Source organism: Mycoplasma sp. NEAQ87857 (genome assembly GCF_009792315.1).
Classification (GTDB): domain Bacteria; phylum Bacillota_I; class Bacilli_A; order Mycoplasmatales; family Metamycoplasmataceae; genus Mycoplasmopsis.
Genome location: NZ_CP045542.1, coordinates 110,209 through 135,342 on the forward strand (window position 1 = coordinate 110,209; position 25,134 = coordinate 135,342).

The following is a 25,134-nucleotide window of genomic DNA, read 5'->3' on the forward strand; positions in this document are numbered from 1 at the left end:
TTTTTTAGAATTATGTTTCTAAAAAAGATTCATTATTAAGTTGTTTAATGGTTGATAAAAGATATTTCTTATATAACTTTAAATTTTCATCTATTATCACAAATGAACTTAATTGGTTAATTTGTTTAATAAAAAATAAATTAATATGTTCTATCAACAATTGCTTAAGTAATTGTTGATTATTAATTGTTAAATTATCTAATTTATTAAATAAGTATTTAATTGCTTTTAAGTTAATACAAACCTTAACTTCTTTTTGATTAGCAACAATACTTTTAACTTTAAAATTAATAATTTTTAAGTTTTTCAATTTAGGGAACAAATTAATAAATTCAGTATTTTGTTTTTTAGATTTATTAAATAATTTAATTAATTCTTTTTGTTGAAATAAGTAAATTAATAATAATTTTGAATAATTAATTGACCTTAAATTTAATTTCTTGTACATTTTATAATCTAAAACAAGTGAAATGAAATAAGTTTGAATGTTGTGTTTTTGGTTTTGATAACTATTTAACTTATATTTAAGTTGTTTAATAATTGTTTTTATTATCATAATTAATATTTATGTCTTTTTGAAACTTGTTTTTGATTAGATATATCTTACTTTTGATTCATTGAATGTTTCTATCCATTACTAGCATTAATATAATAGCTAAAACAAGTGAAATTGCAGATAGAATAGGTAAAGACAATAACATAGCAATAATTGGAATAAAAATCATTGATTTAATCAAGTTCAATTCCTTTAGTATTTACTCCTTTATAAAAGCAAACATCTTTATTAAAGAAGTTATTTGCTAATCCTAAAGTAGCAAATGCTGGATATTTATTTTCTTTTTCAAAAAATAAATCTTTATCAAATGCTTTGACAAATCTCATTCTTTGTTTAAAGTGAAGAATTTGTGGTTTAGCAAAACTACAAAATAGTTCATTAAAGCTACCTGTATTAGCATAATGATTACCCATTAATAAAAATCACTTTGTTTGATCACCATTTCTTAATTCTTTAATTCGTTTTAATAAATTAGCTTTATTATAAAATGGTGGATTAGAGATAATAACATCATATTCTTCAGGTTCATATTCATAAAAATCTCTACCATCATTAATATGAGAATAAACTACTTTATAACCATTTTCTAATAATACTTGAACAAAGAAACTTTCTTTGACATCAAAAGGACATCAGATAGTCATTGATTTATTAATTAAATTATCTTGTTCAAACTTTCTAATTAAATATTTAACTCATTGATAAGGTGTATAGCACTCATCATTTTTCTTTAAATTAGTTCATTTATTTACTAGACTCATAATTCTCCAATTTGTTTTGACATTGTTTAATAATGTCAATAATTAAATCTTTAGGGATTTTGCTTCGTGATTCATAATTCCCACTATTGTAAAAGTTTTTATTACCTTTGATTGAAAAGTCATATTTAAGATTTAATTCAATATTTGAATAAAAAATAGTTGGTTTTTGGCTAAAATTTAAATCATAATTTGAATAATAAGTTTTATTTTTAATTCCATTGAATCCTAAGAAACTTTCAATATAGTTTCACATTAAGCTGTTTCTTGGGTTTTCTATTATTCAAATCTTAGGTTTAAAGTGTTGAATAATATTAATTGTTTGAGTAATAGTGCTTTCTCCTAAAATTCTTTTAGTTTGCTTTTGAATAAAACTACGTTGTCGTTTAGGTTTCATAATTTTGTTATACATTTGATAAAAACTATAATTATTTAACTTAAATTCATTATCTACTAAATTAATTTGTCTAGAATGACCATCTGCAACACTTCAAGATTCACAAGGTGGAGAAGCTAAAATAATATCAGGAGCAGGTAATTGTTCTAATTTCTCTAATAAATTAGGGTTATTTAAACTTAAATCAATCTTGATATATGAAGCATTAGGACTTTTGATTACTTTATTTTGTAATCCTAAATGTAAAGAATATACACCTTTTTTATATTGTTTAATTGCTTGATAATAACTCATTGCTCCATCATCATATAAACATCAAATAATCATTATGGTTGAATTGATTTTGAAGCCTTATTAGTGCTTTTTCATTTGTCTAATAAAGCAATTCATTCTTGTTCGTTATTGCATAATAAATACTCAATTTGGTCTTTATCTTTAGTTAAATCAAACTTAGGAGAAATGTTAGTATTAGTGTATTTAGAGTATCATTTTTCAATAGTTTGAATTTGCTGCTCTACTAAAGATTTATCGACTTTAAAATCAAATATTTTAAGCATATGAGTATCAATTGAAACTAGATTTGGAGCATTGTAATCACCAGGTTCAAGGTATAAAACAATTAATTTATAGTTATCATTATTATTTAAATAAGCATATAAAGATGCTTGAGTTAAATAGCTTCTATCTAAAGGTTGATTAAGTTTTGAACTATTAGCTGTTTTAATTTCTAAAATACAATCTTGTTCTAAGATTAAACCATCAGGTACTCCTACTAAAAAAGAGTAATTAGAATCAGCAAAATAGTTATAGTTATAATCTTTAGCATCAAAACTTAAAATACTTAAGTTTTGATTAGGCAATAAATTAGCTAAAGTCTTTTGTTTAAAATAATCAAAGATTTTAGGTTCTAAAATCTTTCCTGCATCAATGTATTTAGTATTTAAAACAGGTAATTTTAATCTTGCTATATGACAAAAGGCTGCAAATTGTGATTTATATGGATCATTGGGAAATAATATATTTCCAATAGTACTACCACCAATTTTTTTATATTTTAAAAATAAATTATCACTTTGAAGGTCTTTTAATAAAGGTTCTAGAAGAATAATTACATTGTTGTTTAAATCAACAATGTAATCTCTATTATTGAAATATTTTCGCTTCATTAAAAACTTCTCCATTAGTTGCTGAATTTTTTAAAATATTTGATCATTTTGAAGATAGTTCAAGACAAATTAATGAAGCTGTTTTTTCATCAATGTATTGAATTGAACTTAATGTTTTAATGTCTTTTTTAGCAATATAATTTGCTATTTTTTCTCATCCTTGCTCTAAAATCACCATAGCAGTTTTAACACCAATATTTTTAATTGAAATTAAATCAATAAATAATAAACGTTCTTTATAATCTTTAAATCCACAAACTCTTTGGTCATCTTCATATCAATATAAAGTGATATTTTTATCTTCAGGAGCTGAAACATTAAATCTATTAGCATCTGCTACATAAACTGAATAACCTGTAGCATAAGTATCAAATGTAATAAAGTTTTTATTAATGTAGGTAATTTTACCTTTGCGATATAAAATCATTTTATTTTCCTTTTAATTGTTGTTGTTTTTGTTTAAGTTCTTTATAAAGATCTTTTGAATAATCGTTAATAAAAGCTAATGCTAAATATTTACAACAAAGCATCTCTACGACTTTGGGATCATAATAAAATTGATTTTTAATATTTCCACTAGGAGAAGATGTTTTTTCATAGTATGTAATTGTCTTTTGTGGAACTTTAAAACCATAAGTGTCATAATATTTGGTAATTAAATCAACTTGTGATTGCTTTTCTAGTTTAATTAAATTGTTTTGAGCATCGTATTTAAATAGCTCATCATTAGCATTATGATGTCCGTGGAAAATATCAGGAGTAATGTAATGAGTTAAAAAGAACTTGTTAAATTGTTCTTGGTTTTTAGCAATCTCTAATGTCTCATTGATTGCATCGATATCATCTGTGTTTTCTCAAAAATCATTAATTAAAATTTCTAATCTTTGTTTCATTGAATAATTTTGTTTAGACATTAATATCTCCTTTTTTAGTTTTAAATAAGGAATTGTTTTCATATAAAAATAAAATAAAAACAAATCTTAATTTGTTATGTTTATTATAACTTATTTTCAAATAATATGAAAACGTTTTCATATTATTTGAACTAGTAAATTAATCATTTTGAATGTTATTAAAGTACTTAGGATATCCAATCTTAAATACTTGTTCAATGTTTAAAATAGTATTCTTTGTGTTGTTTTCTAATGTTTTTGTTATTTTAGTATCAAAAATAGTGAAGTTATCTAATGTTGAAAATTCTAAAGAAGGCTTAAAGAAAATTCTAGCATAAGGTTTTAGTCCAAATAAATTCTCTTGATCATTATTTGTTTTTAATTGTTCAATTAAACTCATTAATTTTTGAGATTCTTGAATAATATTTAAGTACTTATTTAATAAAACTCTATTTCTGTTTGATAAAATATTTTCTCCAAAGAAATAAGTAATATTCTTTTTAGTTTTAAAAATATAAATACTATTGCTTTTAGGTAAATTAGTATTAAATGAAGGGGTATTTGAATGATTTGAAGTTTTAATTTCTAATGGAAAAATAATGTCATCTATAAATAAGATAAAATCAGGAAATTCTTGTATCCCAAAAGGAATATAAATAAAATTTAGTTTTAATTCTTTAAAGAAAATATTTTTAATAGGAAAAATATTATTCTTATTAGTTGTTAATTGTTTAATTCGCTTGATTTTTTTAGCAATATTATTTTGAGATTGTGATTTTAATATATCAAATGAAGTTTCAACAAATCCATTTTTAGTTAATAATTCTTTAATTTTTAATTCAACTTCTTTTCAATCATCACAATTGATAATTAACTCATTATCTTTTAGTGATTCAAGAAAAACTATAAGCTTTTTAATGTTTTTAGTCATATTAAATGGTTATGTTAGGTTGAATTTTGTTTAATAAAACAATAAATTTCTCTTTTAAAAATTTATTGTTAGTTTTTAAACACAGCTCTAATAAATTATTAGAATTATTAACTCCAATAATAATTGGTTTTTTGTTAATCAATCTTTTATCAATAATTTTGACTAAAATTTGAATAAATCACTCATTTAGATTCTTAGTACCTAAATTATCAAGTATTAAATATTTCACATTCACTAAATTCTTAACTCATTGCTCATTTTTTAAAAAGTTTTCTTTTGAAAAAGTAGTTGTTTTTAATTGATTTTCTAAATAAACTAAATCAATATAAGCTACATTTTGCATTCTGTAAGCTAATTCTTTAGTTAAATACAATAAAAAACTATTTCTAATATCATTGTCATTAATATTTAAAGTGAATTTTTTAATTGTTTTAGCTTCATTTAGGTTTTTAATAATATATTTATCTAAAGAATTTAATTTATTTAAGCTATTAGCATTTAAATCATTGGTTAAATACTTATCTTGTAAGAATTTATTACTTTCTAAAATTAATGGGTCTAAATATTGAATAAAAGTACTAATTGCATACATTTTTGCTTCAGTAGTATCTTTTAATTTTTGTTTAAAGGTTAATTTATTGTTTGAATCTCTTAAACACTCTTTAGTTCAAATTGTTTTTTGATCTTGAATATTTTTAATCATTGCTCAAAAGTTTGAAGAATACTTTTCTAATTCATCATCTGTAATGTTTAGTTGTAAAATAACTGGTTTAAGATATTGATTTTGTTTTAAATAATCTTTAGGATAATTAAAACTATTTTTATTATTAATAAACTTTTGAAAATTAAATTTTTCCATTTAATTCATAATCAAAAATTTTAGCTTTTAAGTCATTAACTTCTTTAATGAATTTAGCTTGATCTGTTAATAATAACTCTCGAGCTTTTACATCAATTGGTTGATTATTAACTTCATTATTAACTAAAATTTCTAATTTAAATCTTAAATTCTTTAATTTATTAATTTCTTCTTTTAAAGAATCAATTTTTACATCTAATTCATTAATAATTTCTTGGTATTTTTCAATATCTAAATCAATAAGTTCAAGTATATACACCTTAAATTTCATTGTTAATTGTAGTTCTGTTTTTTGTTTTTGAATGTAATAGTTTATTAAGTGATATAAGTTAATCATAATAGCTCCTAGATATTTGAAAGAATTTTGTAATATTTTTTTGTTTTTTTAAGTCTTTGTAAAGGTTTTAAAGTGGTATTTTCACCAAATAATGAAACATAGTTAATATTGTCTAATGCTTCAGGTTCAATTTCTTTTAAAGTTTTATGAGTTAAAATTCAATAGTTATAATCTTTTTTAACTTTATTTAAATCAAATTCTTGTTCTAAAATCACCTTATCAGGTTCAATTGGAGGTTTTAGAAAGAATAATTTAGTAGGTTTAGTATCTACAAAATCATAATCATTGTCTTTTAAGACTAAGTAATATTTATTATTAATATCTTTCTTTTTGATATTTAAATTTTTATATGATAAAGCAAGTAATTTGCTTGCTAATACAGGGTTTATAATTTCATAATGTTTAATAATGTCTCCAACTAAATCATTAGTTGATTTTTTATTATTAATTGATTGAATTAATAAGTAAATATAAGATTGCTCTTTGGTCAAGGTTTGTACTCCTTTGTATTATTTTTTAAGTTTATTTTTTCTTTTAAGGTAAATAATTATTCCAATTACTGAAACACCAAATAATGAAGAGATAGTGATTGCTATGGTATAAAGAATTTTTCTTTTACGTTCAATTTCTTTATTTTTTGTAATAGTTTCTTTTTCTTTTTCTTCTATTTTTGAAGCTTGATTTGAAACATTGTCGATGCTATTTTTAATTTTTTGTTCTTTTTGTTTATCGATTTGTTTTGCTAAATCAGTTAAAGTTAATGAAACTTTAGAATTATTAATTAATTCAATAGGTTTTGAATTAGGATTAAATTTTTGTCCAAACAAAGTATATTTAGCTTGTTTATCGCCATTAAAAAGCTTATAAATACTTGTTTTTTCTTGTTCAAAATCTAATGATTGATTTTCTAAAATTAAATAAATTAAATTATTAATTTCATCTAAAATAGCTTGTTTAGTTTCTTGTGAGTAATAATCATAGTTGTTATATTTTTCAAAAGCTTTAATCACATCATTAATTTGCTCTTCTGTTGCTTGATTAATTAGATTTTTTCTAATTTGAGAGATAATAGTTGCTTTATCTAAAGAAGTAATGTATTTTGTTTTTGAAGGTCTAATAAAATCTAAATCAAAATAATATAGTAAATTTTGAATTTCAAAGATTGTAAAGTCATTATTTACTTGGTAATTTAAAACATTAATTGGATCTTTTAAAAAGGTAAATAATTGTTTAAATAATTGGTTTAAATCATTTGCATCTAAATCAATTTGCTCAAATGAAAAGACATCATTAATATCAACTTCTACATCATTTTGTAAATTATTAATAATTTTGATTTTTAAACTATTTGAATAGTTAGTTTTAGTTGATTTTAATTCAAATTCAAAAGTATTATTTTCAGGTCTTTTACCAAATAAAGCAATTTTTAAATATAAAATTAGGTTTTGAATATCAAAATCATAAATAGAAATATATTTAATGTTTTCTTGATTGGTTAATGCTTGAATAATAGTATTTTTTAAATTGTCTAATAATTCAGCTAATGGTAATTTTTCATTAATTTCAAATACAATTGGTTCTATTTGTGATAAATCAAATACTGTAGAACTATATTCACTATCATCTATAACTCTAAATGTTGCAGTCTCATTTTTTCAAGGTTCTAAAGCATTAAGAGTTAAATTAAAAGGTCTTGCTTTTTGAATTAAGTTTTTTAAATTATTTTTTAATTCTAAAAATTCAACAATCTTATAATCTTTAGCCAAAAGAATATCAGGGTTTGAAAAGCTATTAGCAATATCTTTTAAAACTTGCTCTTGCATTTGATCTAAATCTAATTGTCTATAGCTAGATATATTAATTAAATTATTAGTTAAATAACTAAATAATTTATTATTAGCTCATAGTTTTAATGGGTATTTAATTGTGTTAAATTCAATGGTACCTTTTAATCTAAAATCAATTTGTAATTCAATTGATTTAGCCTTACGATCATAATTAAATCTAAGATTAAAATCGTGTTGATCAAATTCTTGTTTAGACATTTCATTAAAAAATGTATTATCAAACTTTGATTTAATAATTGAATTAGTAAATGTTTCAAAGGTAGTAAATTTAGTTAATTCATCAATTTTTGATGAATTAAGTGATAAATAATTTTGAATTAAAGCATTATTATCATTTTTAATAGTATCTGCAAGGGTATTTGGTTGAGTTTGGTCAAAAAATGGATTAACAAATCATAATTCAAACTCTAAAACATTTTCTTTTAAGCTAAATGAAGGGTTAATAGGTTGAAAACTTACTGAATATCTATATCTAGTATAATCATCATTTTCACCTAATAATAATGGTTTAGCAATAATGGTTTCAATGTTTAAGCTAGTATTATTTTCAAAAACATTAACCATAAAGTTAGCATTATATGAGTTAGCTAAACTAGGATCTAGAAGTAATTGTTGATAAGTTAAATTATCAATTTGACTTTTTAATATTCTTAATTGATTTTTCAAAAATCGTTTTTCTGTTTTAGTAGCATCATTTAAAACTAATTGTTGAAATTCATTAATTTTATTAACATATTGGTCTATTAAGTTTTTTAAATTTAAATTAGTTGGAACGATTAATTTTTGTTCTAAGAATTGATAATGGGTTAATTTCTTGATTCTATTAGGAATTTTGGGTAATCTAACATACCCACCAACTTCATCAAAACCATTTGAATCTAAACTAGAACCAGGACTTAAAAAGACTGTTTTACCACCAAAAGGTTGCTCAACAAATTCTACAAATTCTTTGTAGTAATTTAATACATCAAAATACTTTAATTGAAGTATTTTTTCGTTTGATAGACCTTTTTGCTTAAGTAAATATTTTTTAAATCAAACTCCAACTTTACTTTCTCAAAGTTTTGAGAAATAAGGTTTTTTAAACTTTTCAGTAAAGTCATCATTATTAATTGATGACTCATTAATGCTTAATAAAGTTAAATTACTTTCTCCACTTAGTTTAGATGTTGCTATTAAATATTCCCCTTCTTTAGAAAAGTAATATTTATCAAAAGAACGATTAATGTTTAATTGTGTATTTCTAATTACTTCTACTTCCTTAGTAGCATCTCAAGGTACAAAACCTAATTCATTACTATTAGGATTTAATTTATATATAAATACTAAATCAATATCATCAGGAATTATGAATGAAATAGCTCCTGAAGATACTATAGAATCAGCAATTAAACCTTGGGGCAAATCTTGTTGATATTTAGTATTTTTAAATAAAGTTTTAGTTAAAAATTTACTTTGAATACCAAAAGGTACATTTTTAGTTTGATAATAATCGCTCAAAACATTGTTTGATAAATCAACTTTATTACTAATGTCCCTAAAACCTGATAAGTTATTTTGATAATGTTGATATCAATTAAATTCTCTAGGTAAATCAATTCATACTAAATTAGTTTTAAATCCTGTTTTAGGATTAATAAATGGATCATATTTTTCATTAGGAACAGGTTTTCCATCCACTAAAATATCTTCACGATTAATATTAGTTAAATTAGGATGAATAAGTTGAAATTGATCATATTGATTTTCAGGATCTCAATTGAAAAATTTATATGTACTGTTTGCAATTGTTGAATCAATAGTTCATTTTTCAATAAATGAAGCTATTTCAACTCCATATTTATTGTATTTTTTAACTTCTAATTCAATATCTGATGCTTCAAATGGATTTGAACCTAAAATAGTATTTAAATTAAAGCTAAAATGATAGTTTCTTGCTTGAATTTCGTTCCCATTAATAATTACGTGCTCTGTTTCTAAAGGTGAATAATAATCAAATACAAAAGGTCTATCAAATTTAAACTCTACGATATTATCTTCTTGACTTTTAACTTCAACAAACTCTGAATCTAGTTGCTTTAATAACCTAGATTTCATATCTAAAATTAAAATTTGTTTCTCTTCAGGGGTTAAAGTTTTAGGATCAAAATTTAAAACATTAGTTTTTTCATAAATTGCTAATGCTTGCGATTGAATATTTGAATTTAAAATTTGTGGCTGAAAAATATTATTACCTTCAATGATTGTTTCATTTTGACCTTTTTGTTTGTAATAAATCTTAAATTCAAAAGTTCTTTCATTAGTCAAATTCATATAGTAATATTCAATTTGTTTAACTTTAGAATTAAAATATTTTGATAGTGTGATATTAATTTGATCTAAATTCTTTCTAAATAAATGACTAAAATTAAGTTTGATTTTAGTTTTTGAATCATTAATCTTAGTTTTAGTTAGGTTAGTATTTTCAAAAATAGTTAAAACATTAAATTTATGTTCATTGATTGGTGTAATTTCAAGAGTATTTAAATTAGTTTTTAAGTAATTAATAACATCTTGAGAATTAATTATTGAATTATCTTCTTCATTGTTTGTAGTTGTAGCTGAAATTAATGAAACAGGAGCAATGATTGCTGGTGATAAAAGTAAAGTTTTAATTAGGTTTTTCTTTGTCATTTTGCTCCTTTTCTTTGAAAAATTGAATTAAATTAGTGTATGTTGTAGGTTCTACAACATTTTTTAAATACTTATATTCTTTGATATTTAAGCTTGATTGAATTTTGTTATTAATTAAAGTAATTAAATCTTTATTTGGTTCATATTGTTCTTTCTCTAAAAAGATATCATTGTTATCTTGAATGATTTTAGTCATTACATTACTTGCTAAAGCTAAAGCTTTTTGATGATTAAAGTTATTAATATCACCATCAAAAAAGACATTTAAATTCTTTTTAAATTCATCATCATAAACAAGTTTTAAGTTATTAATATTGATAAAATCTAAGTATTTATCATAAAGATTTAAATAATTAACAGCACTTTTATCTCTTTGATATTTAACATAAGCATTTAAAAATTCTAGTTGTTGCTTGATAATTACATAGCTTCTAAAATTAATTAATGCTGAATAATCTTCAAAGCTAACAGCTTTATAAAAGTAATAATTGATTTTGTTAAACTCAAAATTCATTGCATCATTCATCAATCTTGCTGGTGAATCAATTTCAGATTCAGGAGATTCTTTTTCAAACTCTTCTTCAATTTCTTCACCATTAGGTGTTTTATTTTGAGTTTTATTATAAAAGTCTTCTTTGGTGTATCCTTTTCTAGTTCAAAAAGGATGTTGTTTAAACACATTAAATCGATTAGTAAAATCTCTAAAGTTTTGATTGAAATTACTATCAATTTTGTTAGTAGTTAAAAAATAATTAAAATATCCATCAAATCCATTTACTTGCGATAAGTCTTCTTCTTTAACATCAATTGCTGGAGGTGAATTAGGTTCATTTGCGTTCTTTTGTATTACTACACAAGAACTAGAACTTAAAAATAAAACAGGAATTGATGTTAATAAATAGATTTTATTTATCAAAGTCATTGATGAATTTAGGGTTTAATTCATAAGTAATGAATTGTTTTTTAGATGAATATTTTTCATTTAAGTAATCTAAAATTTTAATTTTAGCTTCGTTGCTTAAAAAGTTAATATTTGATTTACTTTTAAAAATTAAGTGAGTTAATTTGCTTTCTTCTTGTTTTTTAAATGCTTTTTTGAAGCTTAATGAATAAATAATTCCAATAAGCATTCTATTTAATGTTCAAGTTGCATATAAAATACTAAAACCTAATAATGTAAATCTAAAAGTAGTTAATAAAGTTTTATTAACTTTTTCAAAAGTTAATGTAGATACATAAAGATTTGTAAATGTTAATATAGCAATTAAAATGAACGATAAAATATGATAATTTCATCTAGAAAGCTTAGGAATTTTGATACTTAATAAGTAGTAAATTAAGAATAAAGCACTTAAAACAACAGCTGGAATAAAATAAATTAGCATAATTTCTCCTTTGTTAAATTTCTTAAATATAAGACATAATCTTTATCATTGATGCATTCATTAATTAAATCTTTTAAGATGTCTTTTTTAATCTCTGTTCAAGTTAATTGATTAAATAAATTTCTACTTAATAAATTAAATGATTGATTTTTAGTTTTAATTTGAGTAATTGTTGTTAATAAACTTTTAAGTAAAGTAATATATTGCTTATTTTCTAAGTTAAATACATTAAAACTAGCAAAATATTCATCTTCACAGTTTGTTAAATCAATTTCTTGATTTACTAATTCATAGTATGCTAAAGCTAATTTATCATCATAATAAATATCATTTGATTTAAATGAACTAATGAGATTAAAAAGATTTTGTTTTGAATAATTTTTAGGTAATTTATCTAAAAATTTAGTTAAATTTTGGTTAAATCTTGCTATATTTGTAGTCATATTTATCCTTTTGAGTTATTTTGTTCTTCTTTAGCTTTTTTAAGCTTTTTTTCAATTGCTTCAATTTGTGGTAAAGTTTCTTGAATTTCAATGTTTAAATTTACAAAGTCTTCTGCTTCAATTTTGGTTTCTAAAGATTTAATGATGTCTTTAATAGTTTGAGATTTATCTTGAACTTTAGATAAATCAAGTTTTTTAGCACGTTCAATTAATTCTTTAGCTGTTTTAATAAGTTTATTTTGTGTTTGATCAAGTTCATTTTTGTAATTTAAAAGAATTTTGTTTTGAGAGTTTAACAATGTTTTTCATTCAATAGTACGTTTATGAACATCTACAAATTTATAAGAGCTAATAGTATTTAAATTAGTTTTAACTAATTCATTTTCATTGATTTTTTTAAGTTTTTGATTGATTTCTTCTAATTGAAGTTCATATTTTTCTTTAATTGTTTTTTGTTCTAAATAAAATTCTTTATATTTTAAGAATCTTTGTTTATCAATATTTAAGCTATTGATTTTTTCATAAGCAACTTTTGCTTCTTCAGGTTTTTTATCACTTAATTCTTTTGCTTTAGTTTTTTCTTTTTCAATTGCATCATCTGCTTTAGTGATTTTGTCAATTAAAGAATTTAATTCAATTTGAGAATTTAAGAATTTTGCAAGAATTTGTTCATGTTGTTCATTAGTTTTAGTGTATAAACTAGTTGTTTCTTTAAACATTTTGTTTAGTTTTTGTCTTGATTTTGCTAAATGAATGCTTTTAAATACATTAAATAATGAATAAAACACTAAAATCAAAGTAGTTGAAATTAATAAACTAAATAAAGGGATATTTTGCTTAATATCAGTAATCAAACTAAATAAAACAAGTGTTAAAATTGAAATAATAGTGATTAATAAACTAAAAATATCAATTTTAATTTTTGAGAGTTTTTTGAACATTATTTTTCCTTTCTAAATTAATTAATTAAATACCTAACTGTGGAATATTGATAGTTAGATATTTTTATATTGTTTCCAAAGACCTTATTTGCAAGTTTTTGCATTTCTAAAGTAGGGATGATTTTGTTATAAATACGCTTAATCATATATTTTTGCTTATAACTTAGTAGTTCAAATGATGCTAACTTTTTTAAATGAGAAAATGCTGTAGATTTTTTTAATCCTAAAAACTTATTTTGTAATAAAACTTCTTTTTTATTACTTGCAAATTTCTTTGCTAAAGAAGTCATCTTTTTAGTTCATAAAACTGTTAAACCATATAAAAAGAAAACCATTCAATCATTTTTAGTTTTGATTTTGATATAGCAAGATTTTTGATAATCGAAATTAAACTTAATTTGCTTTTTATCATTAATTAAAACTAGATTATGTTTTTTAAAAAAATCTAAAGCACGATAAAAAGTTGTTTTAGGAATATAACGTTTGATCAAAGATAAGTTAATAAATTTCTTATTTGCTTTAAAATAGTTAGCTATTACTAAAAATTCATAAAATGATTGTTTTGAACCAATGATTTCTTTTACATATTTTGGTAATATAAATTTTCTTTTTGATAACTTGTTGATAAATTCAATATCAATCTTGTTATAAGTTTTAGCATTGTATTTTTCTATAAAGAGCTTTTGTTGTTTGACAGCTTTAAGTTGTCTATCATTTAAATCACTAAGCTGATTATTAGTTTCAATAAATTGTTTAATATAACTCATATCACCCTTTCTTGAAATAAAAAAACTTCCATATAGGAAGTTTTTGTCCAGGTGACTCCAATTTTACACACTCAAGATTATTTAGAGTGAATCATGGTAAAGGTTCAAAGGGCGAATCTATAAAATGAGCAACAACAAATGAACCTTTCAATTCTAACTTAGATGTCTTTGAAATAAATTATAAAGATATATCTCCTGCAAGTGTTAATGATCAAGACAAACAAATTCAAATAATTATTGAAAAAGTTTCAAAAATGTTTAAAGATTTCGGTTTAAAAACTATTCCTGATAAAGAAGAGATTTTATACAAATTAAATCCACTTAAGGTTAAGTTATAAATATGAAAATGCAATTAACCAAAGTACAGTCAGACGCTGTTAATAAACTAATCTCTAAATATCACGAAGGATATAAACAAACACACTTTATAGCACCGACAGGTAGTGGTAAAACATTTATGATTGCCAATTTTATTGATCAAATGATAACTAATAGCATTTCAAGAAATGAGAAGTTAATTTTTGTTATTGCTACTATTTCTTCTGCTGACTTACCATTACAATTCAAAAATAGTTTAATAAACTATAGAAGATCATTATTTAATTCTAATATAAAAATCTCACACATCGAAGCCCCTTCGAAGAAAGCAATCAATAATAATAAAATTGACCAAGTTTACGATATTAACTTCGAGCAAAACGATGTTATTATTTTTGGTAAATCTTCATTTGGTACAGGAAGAATATATACAGAATATGGTGTATTGACAAAGTTTTTACAGCAAGTAAAGAATTCCAGATATAAACTAATATATATTAGAGATGAAGCACATATAGGTGATAAAGCAGAAGGATTAAAAGATAAAGAAAAAAACTTTGAAAAAATGGTGCAAGAATCTGCAGATTTTGTCATAAAAATGTCTGCAACTTTAGAGACTTTAGAAACTGAAAATCCTGTAATAATAAAAGAAGTTGATTTATATTCTGATGTAGAAAAATTATTAAAAACAAATAAAAAAGATTTGATTTATGATAATGATGAACTTAATGAAAAAGACAAGATAAGTGATGATGATTTATTAAATGCAGCCTGTCGTAAATTCAAAGAAATCAAACAACAATATATTGACACTATTGCTGAACCAGGACTTGTAGGAATAAACCCTGCAATGCTAATCCAAATTGATAATGATAGTAAAATAAATGATGAAAAATCGAAAGAATTTCAAAAGAAATTAAACGAAATCAAAAAAACCATTGAAAGGAACGGGTTAACATATCTCGTTTACTTCGGTGATAAAAACAAAAATAATGAAACGAATCTAAAAGGCGTTCAATTAGACTTGGTAAATGTTTCTCAAAAAAACTCTGATATAGATGTAATAATATTTAAAATCGGACCTTCAATCGGTTGAAACATCCCAAGAGCCTGTATGTTAGTTCAATTAAGAAGTGTTTCAAGTAAAAATCTTTCTATTCAAACACTAGGTAGAATAAAAAGAAACCCTAACATTGCAATTCAAAATCCTGATTCTATAGCTTTTGATTATTGAGTTTATTCAAATGTAAAAAATGAAGATAAAAAAGATAAATGATGTTTAAAAGACGAATATAAAGATGACTCATTCCAATATGGATATATTAAAGCTGAAAAAATAGATCTAGATAAAGCTCAAAAAGAATACTATGAAGAACTTGATAAATTACTAAGTCATCAAAAAGAAAATCAACAAGTTTCAGAAGCTGTTTTAAAAGCTAAGAAACCTATTAAAAAGTTTGAAAATAAATCTAATTTTGATAATTACTTTGTTTTCAAAAATGAAGAATTTAAATATTTAATAGGTAGTTTTAAAATAACCAATAATAGCTCAATAATCATCCAAGAATATATTTATGACATTATAGGCATAAAACTTTATTTAGATAAAGAATTCAAAAGAAAACAAAAGTTTATAAATGATTCTTTAATATCTAAAATTTATAACTTCTTAGGATTGGAAAGAAAATTGGATTTAATCACAAAATTCATTATTTATAAATACTTCTGCGACTGTTTAAAAGTTATTTACGAAAATAAAGTTAAAGCATTTCAAGGTGAAATTAATAATGAAATATTTTGTATATCGGAAATTAAAAAACAATTACCAGTTTATGTAATGAATAATAAAAGCAAATTTTATTCAAAACTTTCTAAAGACCTAGAACAAAAATACGCTTATAAAGCTTTAGATGGTAAAAATAACTATAAAATATACTTAGACTCTACACCGGAAGAAACTTTTCTTAATAAAATCGTGCAACTTAATCCAAAAAATAGAATCAAGAGAATAAAAATAATTTCAAAAAACCCAACAAGTGATGGAATTTGGTTTGAATACTTAGACAACGAAAATATATTAAGAAGATCATTCCCTGATTTTGTTTTAAGATATCACAATAAATCAACTCAAAAATTTGATACTTTATATGTGGAAATGAAAAGTAGTAATGACATTGACTGCACGAAAACAAATAACATAATTAACAGTTACAAAAAATATCAGTCAAGTAGTTTTAAAGATAATAACCCAATATCTCTATTACTTTGTTGACTTGATAACAGTAATAACATTAAGTGTAAAGGCACTTCCCAAAACAAACAATTAGCAAAAGAATTAGCAAACAATGACTTTGTTGACCTTAACGATATTTTTGAAGCTTTTGATCAAGAATAATTAAAAAATTCACTCCTTTGAGTGAATTTTTCTTTAGTCTAATTACAATGTAATTTTTGACAAAAGTTAATTATTTATCAATAAATATTGATTTTTATTGCTTTTTAATTTTACTTGGAAAGATTTTATTATTTTATTTATACTGATCAAATAGTTCATCCAAATCTTCATAATCATCAAATTCTTCTTCATCATCATATTCGTTATTATATGTATAAGAATTAGCTAAATCTTGGATTAAATAAGCTCCACCTTTATTAACCACTTGGAAACTAATGTTATTTTTTTCTAATAATTGTTCTAAACTAACTTTTAAAATTCCAGTACCTTTTCCTGTTATAAACAATATACTTTCATATTTATGATTTTTAAAATCATAAATATATTCCATAACTTCAATCATAGCTTGTTCTGAAGTTAAACCATGTAAATCAACTTCTATCATTTTAATATCTCAATTCCTGCATTTTTCATTAAATTTAAAGCATTATTATGATATTGGTCAGCATTATGATTTTCTGCATCAAAAGTAGCTACAGCATTTTCATAAACAATTAGCTTTGTTAATTGTTTATGTTTAGTTAAAAAAGTTTTTAATGTCAAAACAAATTGTAATACACAAATATCAGTACAGCAACCTACAATTTCTATAGAGTCATAATTTAATAATAAATTACTATCTATATCTCAAAAAGCATTGGTTGTATTTTTAGCAAAAAGATTATTTTTTGTTACAAAAGGTAATAATTCATCTATTATTCGAGATTCTTTGCTACCTTTGATGCAATGACTTGGATAAATGCTAAATTCAATATCATTTTGATCGTGAGCATCTTGAAACAAAATGATATTATTGCTAGCTTTTGCTACTTCTACTACTGTAGGTATTATGTTTTTGATATTTTGACTAAATAAATTACCTTCTTTAGCAAATCCATTAACCATATCAATAATAATTGTTAGCTTTTTATTCATCTTCTTCCTTTTGACAGTTTGGACAATAACTAGTACCTCTTCCATTTGATTTAAAGTCCAATTTAACTTTAATTATATTGTATCTATGACAAGATAAACATTTTAAACCCGCTCTACCGTATGCTTTTAGTTTTAATTGATATTTACCATCAATTCCATTAACAGACTTATAACTATTGACAGTGCTTCCACCAAGTTTAATACTTTCATCCATTATTCTTTGAGCTGTTTGTAATATTTGAGCTAATTTCTCTTTGGAGATTTTATTACACTTAGTCATTGGATAAACTTTTTCAAAATGTAGAGTTTCATCAACATAAATATTACCAATTCCTAAAACTAAACTTTGATCTAATAAAGCCGCTTTAATACTAATATTTTTTCTTTGTAATCTATCATATAGTTGATCTACATCAACATCTTTAGGTAATAAAGCTATATTTTTAATTTGATAAATAGTTCTAGTATCGTTAGCATTATAAATTTCAAAAGAACCAAATGTTCTAGAATCGTTATAAATTAAAACAGTGTCATCTTGAAAATAAAAATATAAATAATTATGTGGAAAATCATATTCTGGTAATTGTTTTTTATGACAAAAATAATATTTACCAGCCATTCTTAAATGAGAAAACATTCTAGAATTATCATCAAAATTAAAAATGATAAATTTGCCTATATTTTTAACACTAGTAATAGTTTTATTGATTAAGAAATTCTCAAATTCTTCTAAAGAACAATTATGTAAAAATTTGCTATCTTTTACATTTACTTTAATTATTTTCTTTGTTGCTACTAATTTATTTAACGCATTAGTTACAACAGTTACTTCAGGATATTCAGGCATGCAATAATTATAATAGTTTTTTAATTTTATATCTATTATTTAGCTTAAATATTTTTTAAGCTAAATAAGTTCATTTTAAATAAAAATTACTTTTTTTATGCTTTAAATAATAAAAATAGACACTTTTTTAAATGTGTCTATTTTCTTTTTCTATAAAATAAGAAACCAACAGCTGCAGCAGCTATAGTTGCTGCAATTCCAAATACCACACCAAAAATTAGACCAATTTTGCTTGTTTTTTTGTTAGTTTTTGGTTGAATGATTTCTGGTTTATTGTCTTCTATTTCTTTTGGTTTTGGTTTTTCTATAGGTTTTATAGTGATAGCTGGTGAAGCGGTTTTATCATCAGAATTCTTTGCTTTTTCTATAGGTTTTACAGTTATGGTTGGAGATGTTGTTTTATCATTGATGTTTTTTGGTTTTTCATTAGTTTCATTATTATCGATAGGAGCTTTAGGTGGTTCAATAGTTTTAGGTTCTTTAGGTTGGTCATTAGTACTTGTGTTTGGTTTATTTAAATGATTTTCAAAATCATTTAAATCATTTAACCTTAAATTACTTTTTTCTAATAATTTATTAAACTCAGACATATTTTTAACATCTAGTTTAGATTTGATATTTTGAATTTTGTTTTGAATTCTTTGTTGTCCATTTAAACTTTGATGCATTTGTTTTAATAAGTTTATATTGTGATCAATTTGATCCACAAAGAAATTGGTCTTAATTTCATTTAAGTGACTATTAAAAGAATTTTTAACTTCATCATCTGAATCTAAATAATTAATAGTATCTTTTAATGAAGTTGTATCTTGGTATAAAGTTTTTAAAGAATTAAACTTAGTAAATAGATCTAAATGTTGATGCTCTAACTCTTTATATCCGCTAATGCTATTAACATTTTCAATATGACTTATCATTTGTTGCTTATCACTTTGATAAAAATCATTGTGTTCTATTTGATTAACTAAATGATTTTTATAAATTGTGTTATAAAAATCATTTAACTCATTAAAACTAGTGATATCACTTAATCTAGCATCATATTCAGCATTTAGATTATTTTTGTTTATAAAGCTTTGGACTTCATTTTTTAAATGATTAAATTTATCGTTTTGATATTGATTTAATAAATTATTTAACTCTTGATATAAATCATTAATTTGGTTAATTGAACTTTCTTGATCATAACTTTCTTCTAAAAACGACTTTAATTGATTTAATTTATCAAAATAAATATCATTAATTTCATCAAAAGAACTTAAATTATTTTTGATATTTAAAATAGTTTGATTATCTTTTTGCAATTGTTCATAATATTCATTTAATCTAGTTATTAAATGAATATTATTGATACTTTCTGTAGCTGTATGTTTAATAAATTGATTAAATTGCATTAAAGCTAATTTATCTAATATTTTATGTTTAATTGTATCAATTCTGTTCAAACCATCTAGAGAATCATAACTAGCTTGTAAATTATTTTTGATATCAATTAATTGATTTAATTTAGATTCATCATTAAATTGTTCATTAGTAAATAGTGATTTAACTTGTTCAATTTGATTTGTTAAAGATTCTTTAACAAATGTTGATGAATTAATTCAATTGTAGTTATTTTCTAATTTAATATTATTTTCTACAGTTGTTAATAAGCTAACTAATTGATTAATATTTTGGATTAGTTGATTAATTTCTATTTCTTTATCATTAACACTATTAATAGTTGTTAATCCTTTAATTTGACTAATAATAGTTTGTTTAATAGCATCTGTAATTTGATTAAAATTATTTATTTTAGAAATTAAATTATTTTTAGCATCGATTAATTCGGTATTACCATTTAATGAATTTATTGCATCATTTAATTTATCAATTATATTTTTAGAGTTTTCTAGATTAATTATTTGATTATTTTGATAAAAATGTTCAGCAGTATCTAAAGTTTGATCAAATTGTTGTTTAATATCAACACTTGATTCAGTGTAAGAAATATCTGATTTAATACTTTTTGCAGCATTTAATGATGTGATTAAAGTATTTCATGAAGCGTTTAATTTATCAAAATTAGCTTTAAATTGATCAAATTCTAAATAATTTAAATCATTAAGTTTGTTTGTTAAATCGCTTTTGGTTGCATCATTTAATTGAGAACTATTAATAATTTGTTTTAAATTATCTTTTAAATTATTAAAATTAATTGTTCCATTTAATGATCTTAATGAGTTAGAAAATTGTTGATTTAACTCATTTAAATGTTGAATATTATTTTGATTTAATTGATTATTAACAAATAATGCACTAATCATTTCTAGTAAATTAGTAAATTCGATTTTAAAATCCTGATTAGCATAAACAAAATTAACATTATTTAAATCTTTATTATTTAAATAAAGATTTAATAAATCATTTGCTGATGATTTTAAATTATTTACATTAGTTAAAACACTATTAACTTGAGTTATTAAATTAGCTTGATCAATATCATTTTTAAATTGTTGTTTTAATTCATTATCAAAAACATTAATTGCATCAATTGTTTGTTTTGAGTTGTTTTTTGCTTGATCTAATAAAGTTCTACCATCTAAATTATTTAATACTTGATCTATTTTTGTTAAATAACTATTAATTTGATCTAAAGAAATATCTTTAATTAATCCATCACTAAAATAACTATTAATTTCATTATTTAAATTAATAACTGCTTGCTTAGAAGTATTAGATGAATTAAGATATAAATTATTTTCTTTAATTCTTGCTAAGCTAACGTTTTTTGAAATCAATCTATTTAAATTGGTGTTAATAGCTCTTAATTGTTGGATTTTAGCAGTAATTTCTGATACAAAATTTAAATTGTTGATTAGTTTAATTTCTTTTGAAATTAAACTAGAATTAAAATTATTTAATGTTCTTAATTGGATTTGAGCTTGAGCCTTAATTTTTCTTAAATTATCTAATCCATTAAGTTGTGTATAAGCAGTAGTTAATTCATTAAAATGAGTATTTAATTGATTAAAATCAGTTTGAATTAATTTATCATTTGCAAAATCTTGTTTTAGAACATTTAATTTTGCTTCAAAATTATCTTTAACATTTTTGCTTGAATTAAGATAATTTATTTTTTCATTATTTAATGAATTAGTATTAATTAACTGAGTGTATTGATTTAATTTAGCTATTATTGATGGTAAAGTACTTTGGAATTGATTAATCAATGATTGTTCATTAACTAAATTAGAATATAAATTCTGCTCTTGAACTTTTGATAAATAAAATTGTTTAAATCTATCACTAAACTTATCATTAGAATTAATTAAAAGTTTGACACTTGTTTTTAAGTCACTTAGTCTTTGATCACCATTAAGACTATTAAATTTTGATTTTAAATTCTCAATATTTGCGTTTGTTAATGTGTCATTATTGATTAGCAAATGATCTCAATATTGTTTTGCATTGTTAATCGCTTGAATTAAATTATTTTGAGATGCTGTATCGGAATTAAGATATTTAAAACTTTGACTTGAATTAATAAATTCTTCGTATTCTACTATTAAACTTTGTAAGTTGCTTGCAGTTAATAATAGCTGATTGATTGAATTTTCTTTATCTTTAACCAAAGTAATAGTAGTTAATGCTTGAATTTCAGTAGTTCATTTAGTAATAAGTGAATTTGAATATAAATTAGAAGTTCTAATTTTATTAATTAATTTATTTTTTGCAATTTCTAGCTGATTAGAGTAAGAAAATTGTTCTAAAATGGAATTTAAATTCTGGATTTTTGGATCAATTAAATTTGGTTCATTAACATTAAGTTTATTTGATTCGGTTAAACTTAATAAATCTCTTAATTTGTTATCTAATTCTACTTTAAGTTCATTAGATGCTTCATTATATGATTCATGATTTGCTTTTATTGTATCTACTTCAGTAATTTTTTGTTGTATAACTAAAAATTTTGCATCCAATTGATTGATTAAATTATGAATTTGATTTAAATCACTAATGTGATTTGCATTAGATAATGATTCTTCAAACAATTGTTTTATTCTAGTGCTTAAATGATTATTTTGTTTAAGGTCATTTATATAAGTGGTTCTTAATTGTTCGATTTTATTTGTTCCATTTAATGAACTAATAATCTTATTTAATTTAGCTATATCGTTTGTAACTAAATCACTATTATTTTGATTATATTTTTCGTTTTGATAATGACTTTGAACATTAGTTAAAACATTATTATAATTAGTTTTAATATCTAAATCAGATTCTAAATAATTATTATCAGTTTTAAGATTTTTAGCTCTAGCATATAAATTATTAAGTTCTTGTACTTTATTAATAAATGTGTTGAAACTTCTTTCAAAATCATTTAATTCAGTAACTAAATGATAAGTATTAACTTGCTGAGTTAATGTAGTTTTAACCTGGTTTGAAATTAAGTCATTATTAATCAAACTTAAAATATCTTGCTTTTTATTATTGAATAAAGTATCACCATCTAAATTATTATAACTTTGCTTTATAGTTTCTAAAATACGATTAATTTCATTTGTATCTCTAGATTGTAGTTTATTTCTGCTTGCTAAGTTTTCTAAAGAACGTTTATTTTGCTTAAAAATCTCTTGTAAATTAGATGAAGAATTTAAATATTTATAATCTTGAGTTGTTGTAGAACTATATTTTGTTATATCTCCAAATACATATAAAGCCAAATTATTTAATTGTTTAGCTTCATTAACAATATTTTCAAAATTATCTGTCACTGTGTTATCTAAAATTAAATCAACATAATGATTAATGATTGCAGTTGATAAATTAGTAAATTCATTTAATTTTAAAGCATGATTATTTCTATAAATGGTATTTCCATTAACAGCTAGTAGTAATCTCTTTAAGTCATAAGTTGCTTGAGTTATTTCATTAGCTTGATGTAAAATTGCAAGTTTATCATTATTAAATCAAGCATTATATTGATTAACTTTGTCTTTGATTTGTTGGATATTAGTACTATATTTATAATTAATATTTTCGTAATTATGACTAATTTGTTTAATTAAATGAATTAAATCACTACTTGATGTTGAAATTTCTTGTAATTTAGATAATTCTTGTTTAATATCAATTGCACTTGTCAAAGTATATAAATGATTTAATTGTTGTTCTTTTAATGAATCAGTGAAATTTAATGAATTAAAAGTATTATTTGAATAATTTTTAATTGTTTCTCGTTTGAATCAATTAATTTGGTCTGTAGTTTTAGCACTATATACTCTAGATAAAAAACTAGCACTATTATTAGATAACGCTTTAATAATCTCTACAACTTTGTTTCTAGTATTATTATTAACTAAATTAATATCTTTAGTAATGGTGTTATATTTTTTTGAAGGATAATAAATATTAGCTGCAGTTTTTTTGTATAAAATAACCTGTAATCTACCATTTACTGGTAAAGGATTGGTTAATCTTATAGTTTTATTTGAATTACTTAATGCATAGTCACTAACTACAGTAGTATTATTTACTTTAACTTCTGCATAAAAACCATCTAAATTAGTTGAATTAATATCAATAAAATTTGTATTAGATTCAACGTTATTAATATTAATTTCACTATTTGCAATAATTCTTCCTAAATAACCTCTTGATAATTGGCTATCAGATAAATAATAATTAGTCTTTACAATATTTAAAACTAATGAATCACCTGGGTAATCCATAGGAACAATTCCTAATTTAGTAAGATTATTTTGAGTCAGCATTCATTTTAAAACTTTACGATTAACTCCACCAGCAGTATATCAAGGTTTTTCACCATTAGCTCTACTGAAAAAATTAACTGAATAAGTTCTATCATCGCTATTATTAACACGTTTTACATGTTCAATAACTTTGTTGACTTTAGTGTCTTCATTAGTATCATATTCATCTTGTTGATCTAAGCTGGTTCTATAAAGTCTACCATGAGAATAATCTTGAGAAATGTGATGGTGCATATGATTTAGAATAAATATTTTTCCTCTAAGCTCTTTTAAGCTAGGGTTTACATCATATCTTCTAGATGTATTTTGATACATTACATCTGAATATTTAGAACTATTGATTACATTTTCAAATCATCTACCCCATTCTCGATCAGGGCCTTTGACACTATAATTTTCATCTTTTACCCGAACAATAACAGTTTCACTTGGATGAGCTTTTAAAAACTTTTTAAATGCATCTAAGGCAGTAGATAAATTTTCATAATATGAATAAGCTGCACCGTGAATTATTCATAATTCCCTTGATCTATTTACCCTAATATCAAAAAATCTTATCCCTTGTTTAAGCTGATCTACTCAACTTTTAGACTGTGTTTTAGCTCAAGCGGAACCAAAAGCTCATGCAATTCCATTTCCTGCTCACATCCCTGAGTCATGAGTACCTGGTATATTTAACTCGGTAAATTTTTTATTATCATTAACATCCTTCATTCAATCATTTAAGTTTAATCTTGTGGTTTTAGAGTCTGAAAATGCATCATCTACTGAATTAATATCAATGTTTTGTCGAGAAATGGAAATTGATAGAACGCTTAAACCTACAACAGATGTAGCTGCTGCAAATTTATATATTTTCTTCATTTTTTCCTTTATTTGTAATTTAA

At 22.5% G+C, this 25,134-nt stretch carries 23 protein-coding genes; 2 read left to right on the forward strand and 21 right to left on the reverse strand.

What is annotated here, in order from left to right; translation table 4 throughout:
• Window positions 1-10 precede the first annotated feature (10 nt).
• The 17 genes from GE118_RS00415 to GE118_RS00495 form a co-directional block, all read right to left on the reverse strand.
• Window positions 11-556 (reverse strand): hypothetical protein, encoded by a 546-nt coding sequence (locus GE118_RS00415; protein WP_158763500.1) that lies wholly within the window; start codon window positions 554-556, stop codon window positions 11-13.
• The gene (locus GE118_RS00420) at window positions 534-743 is read right to left on the reverse strand and encodes a hypothetical protein (protein ID WP_158763501.1); all 210 of its coding nucleotides are present in this window, start codon (window positions 741-743) and stop codon (window positions 534-536) included. The genes GE118_RS00415 and GE118_RS00420 overlap by 23 nt, the downstream gene beginning before the upstream one ends.
• Window positions 730-1,317 carry a sugar-phosphate nucleotidyltransferase gene (locus GE118_RS00425; RefSeq protein ID WP_158763502.1) on the reverse strand — a complete coding sequence of 196 codons (588 nt, stop codon included), beginning with the start codon at window positions 1,315-1,317 and terminating at the stop codon, window positions 730-732. The genes GE118_RS00420 and GE118_RS00425 overlap by 14 nt, the downstream gene beginning before the upstream one ends.
• Window positions 1,301-2,038: a DNA methyltransferase gene (locus GE118_RS00430; RefSeq protein WP_233262753.1), complete on the reverse strand. Its 738-nt coding sequence runs from the start codon at window positions 2,036-2,038 to the stop codon at window positions 1,301-1,303. Before GE118_RS00430 ends, GE118_RS00425 begins: the two co-directional genes overlap by 17 nt.
• A complete protein-coding gene (locus tag GE118_RS00435; protein WP_158763503.1) occupies window positions 2,038-2,877 on the reverse strand; it encodes an MAGa7180 family putative nuclease in 840 nt (279 codons plus the stop codon). The genes GE118_RS00430 and GE118_RS00435 overlap by 1 nt, the downstream gene beginning before the upstream one ends.
• On the reverse strand, window positions 2,855-3,304 hold the full coding sequence (ruvA, locus tag GE118_RS00440; protein ID WP_158763504.1) for a Holliday junction branch migration protein RuvA: 450 nt from the start codon (window positions 3,302-3,304) through the stop codon (window positions 2,855-2,857). Before ruvA ends, GE118_RS00435 begins: the two co-directional genes overlap by 23 nt.
• A gap of 1 nt (window position 3,305) precedes the next feature.
• Entirely contained in the window at window positions 3,306-3,791 is a 486-nt protein-coding gene (locus GE118_RS00445; RefSeq protein ID WP_158763505.1) for a hypothetical protein, read from the reverse strand.
• A 139-nt stretch (window positions 3,792-3,930) separates the two neighbouring features.
• A complete protein-coding gene (locus GE118_RS00450) occupies window positions 3,931-4,701 on the reverse strand; it encodes a hypothetical protein (protein WP_158763506.1) in 771 nt (256 codons plus the stop codon).
• A 1-nt stretch (window position 4,702) separates the two neighbouring features.
• Window positions 4,703-5,560, reverse strand: coding sequence for a hypothetical protein (locus GE118_RS00455; RefSeq protein WP_158763507.1), 858 nt, complete (start codon window positions 5,558-5,560; stop codon window positions 4,703-4,705).
• Window positions 5,547-5,897 (reverse strand): hypothetical protein, encoded by a 351-nt coding sequence (locus GE118_RS00460; RefSeq protein WP_158763508.1) that lies wholly within the window; start codon window positions 5,895-5,897, stop codon window positions 5,547-5,549. The genes GE118_RS00455 and GE118_RS00460 overlap by 14 nt, the downstream gene beginning before the upstream one ends.
• A gap of 8 nt (window positions 5,898-5,905) precedes the next feature.
• On the reverse strand, window positions 5,906-6,388 hold the full coding sequence (locus GE118_RS00465) for a hypothetical protein (protein WP_158763509.1): 483 nt from the start codon (window positions 6,386-6,388) through the stop codon (window positions 5,906-5,908).
• Between the two features lie 18 nt (window positions 6,389-6,406).
• Entirely contained in the window at window positions 6,407-10,417 is a 4,011-nt protein-coding gene (locus GE118_RS00470; RefSeq protein ID WP_158763510.1) for an Mbov_0399 family ICE element protein, read from the reverse strand.
• On the reverse strand, window positions 10,395-11,339 hold the full coding sequence (locus tag GE118_RS00475) for a hypothetical protein (RefSeq protein ID WP_158763511.1): 945 nt from the start codon (window positions 11,337-11,339) through the stop codon (window positions 10,395-10,397). Before GE118_RS00475 ends, GE118_RS00470 begins: the two co-directional genes overlap by 23 nt.
• Window positions 11,323-11,802, reverse strand: a complete 480-nt coding sequence (locus tag GE118_RS00480) for a hypothetical protein (protein ID WP_158763512.1) — start codon at window positions 11,800-11,802, stop codon at window positions 11,323-11,325. Before GE118_RS00480 ends, GE118_RS00475 begins: the two co-directional genes overlap by 17 nt.
• Entirely contained in the window at window positions 11,796-12,245 is a 450-nt protein-coding gene (locus GE118_RS00485) for a hypothetical protein (RefSeq protein ID WP_158763513.1), read from the reverse strand. The genes GE118_RS00480 and GE118_RS00485 overlap by 7 nt, the downstream gene beginning before the upstream one ends.
• A 2-nt stretch (window positions 12,246-12,247) precedes the next feature.
• A complete protein-coding gene (locus tag GE118_RS00490) occupies window positions 12,248-13,186 on the reverse strand; it encodes a hypothetical protein (RefSeq protein ID WP_158763514.1) in 939 nt (312 codons plus the stop codon).
• Between the two features lie 17 nt (window positions 13,187-13,203).
• Window positions 13,204-13,953, reverse strand: coding sequence for an MAGa4850 family ICE element protein (locus tag GE118_RS00495; RefSeq protein ID WP_158763515.1), 750 nt, complete (start codon window positions 13,951-13,953; stop codon window positions 13,204-13,206).
• A gap of 86 nt (window positions 13,954-14,039) precedes the next feature.
• Here GE118_RS00495 and GE118_RS00500 point away from each other — a divergent pair, with 86 nt between their 5' ends.
• A complete protein-coding gene (locus tag GE118_RS00500) occupies window positions 14,040-14,291 on the forward strand; it encodes a hypothetical protein (protein ID WP_158763516.1) in 252 nt (83 codons plus the stop codon).
• A gap of 2 nt (window positions 14,292-14,293) precedes the next feature.
• On the forward strand, window positions 14,294-16,666 hold the full coding sequence (locus GE118_RS00505; RefSeq protein ID WP_158763517.1) for a DEAD/DEAH box helicase family protein: 2,373 nt from the start codon (window positions 14,294-14,296) through the stop codon (window positions 16,664-16,666).
• A 133-nt stretch (window positions 16,667-16,799) separates the two neighbouring features.
• Here GE118_RS00505 and GE118_RS00510 read toward each other — a convergent pair whose 3' ends face one another.
• The 4 genes from GE118_RS00510 to GE118_RS00525 form a co-directional block, all read right to left on the reverse strand.
• Complete coding sequence (locus GE118_RS00510; protein ID WP_158763518.1) at window positions 16,800-17,111, reverse strand: Smr/MutS family protein; 312 nt, start codon at window positions 17,109-17,111, stop codon at window positions 16,800-16,802.
• On the reverse strand, window positions 17,105-17,641 hold the full coding sequence (locus GE118_RS00515) for a cysteine hydrolase family protein (protein WP_158763519.1): 537 nt from the start codon (window positions 17,639-17,641) through the stop codon (window positions 17,105-17,107). The genes GE118_RS00510 and GE118_RS00515 overlap by 7 nt, the downstream gene beginning before the upstream one ends.
• Entirely contained in the window at window positions 17,634-18,488 is an 855-nt protein-coding gene (gene mutM / locus GE118_RS00520) for a DNA-formamidopyrimidine glycosylase (RefSeq protein ID WP_158763520.1), read from the reverse strand. The genes GE118_RS00515 and mutM overlap by 8 nt, the downstream gene beginning before the upstream one ends.
• 137 nt (window positions 18,489-18,625) lie before the next feature.
• On the reverse strand, window positions 18,626-25,111 hold the full coding sequence (locus tag GE118_RS00525; protein ID WP_158763521.1) for a GA module-containing protein: 6,486 nt from the start codon (window positions 25,109-25,111) through the stop codon (window positions 18,626-18,628).
• Window positions 25,112-25,134: the final 23 nt, after the last annotated feature.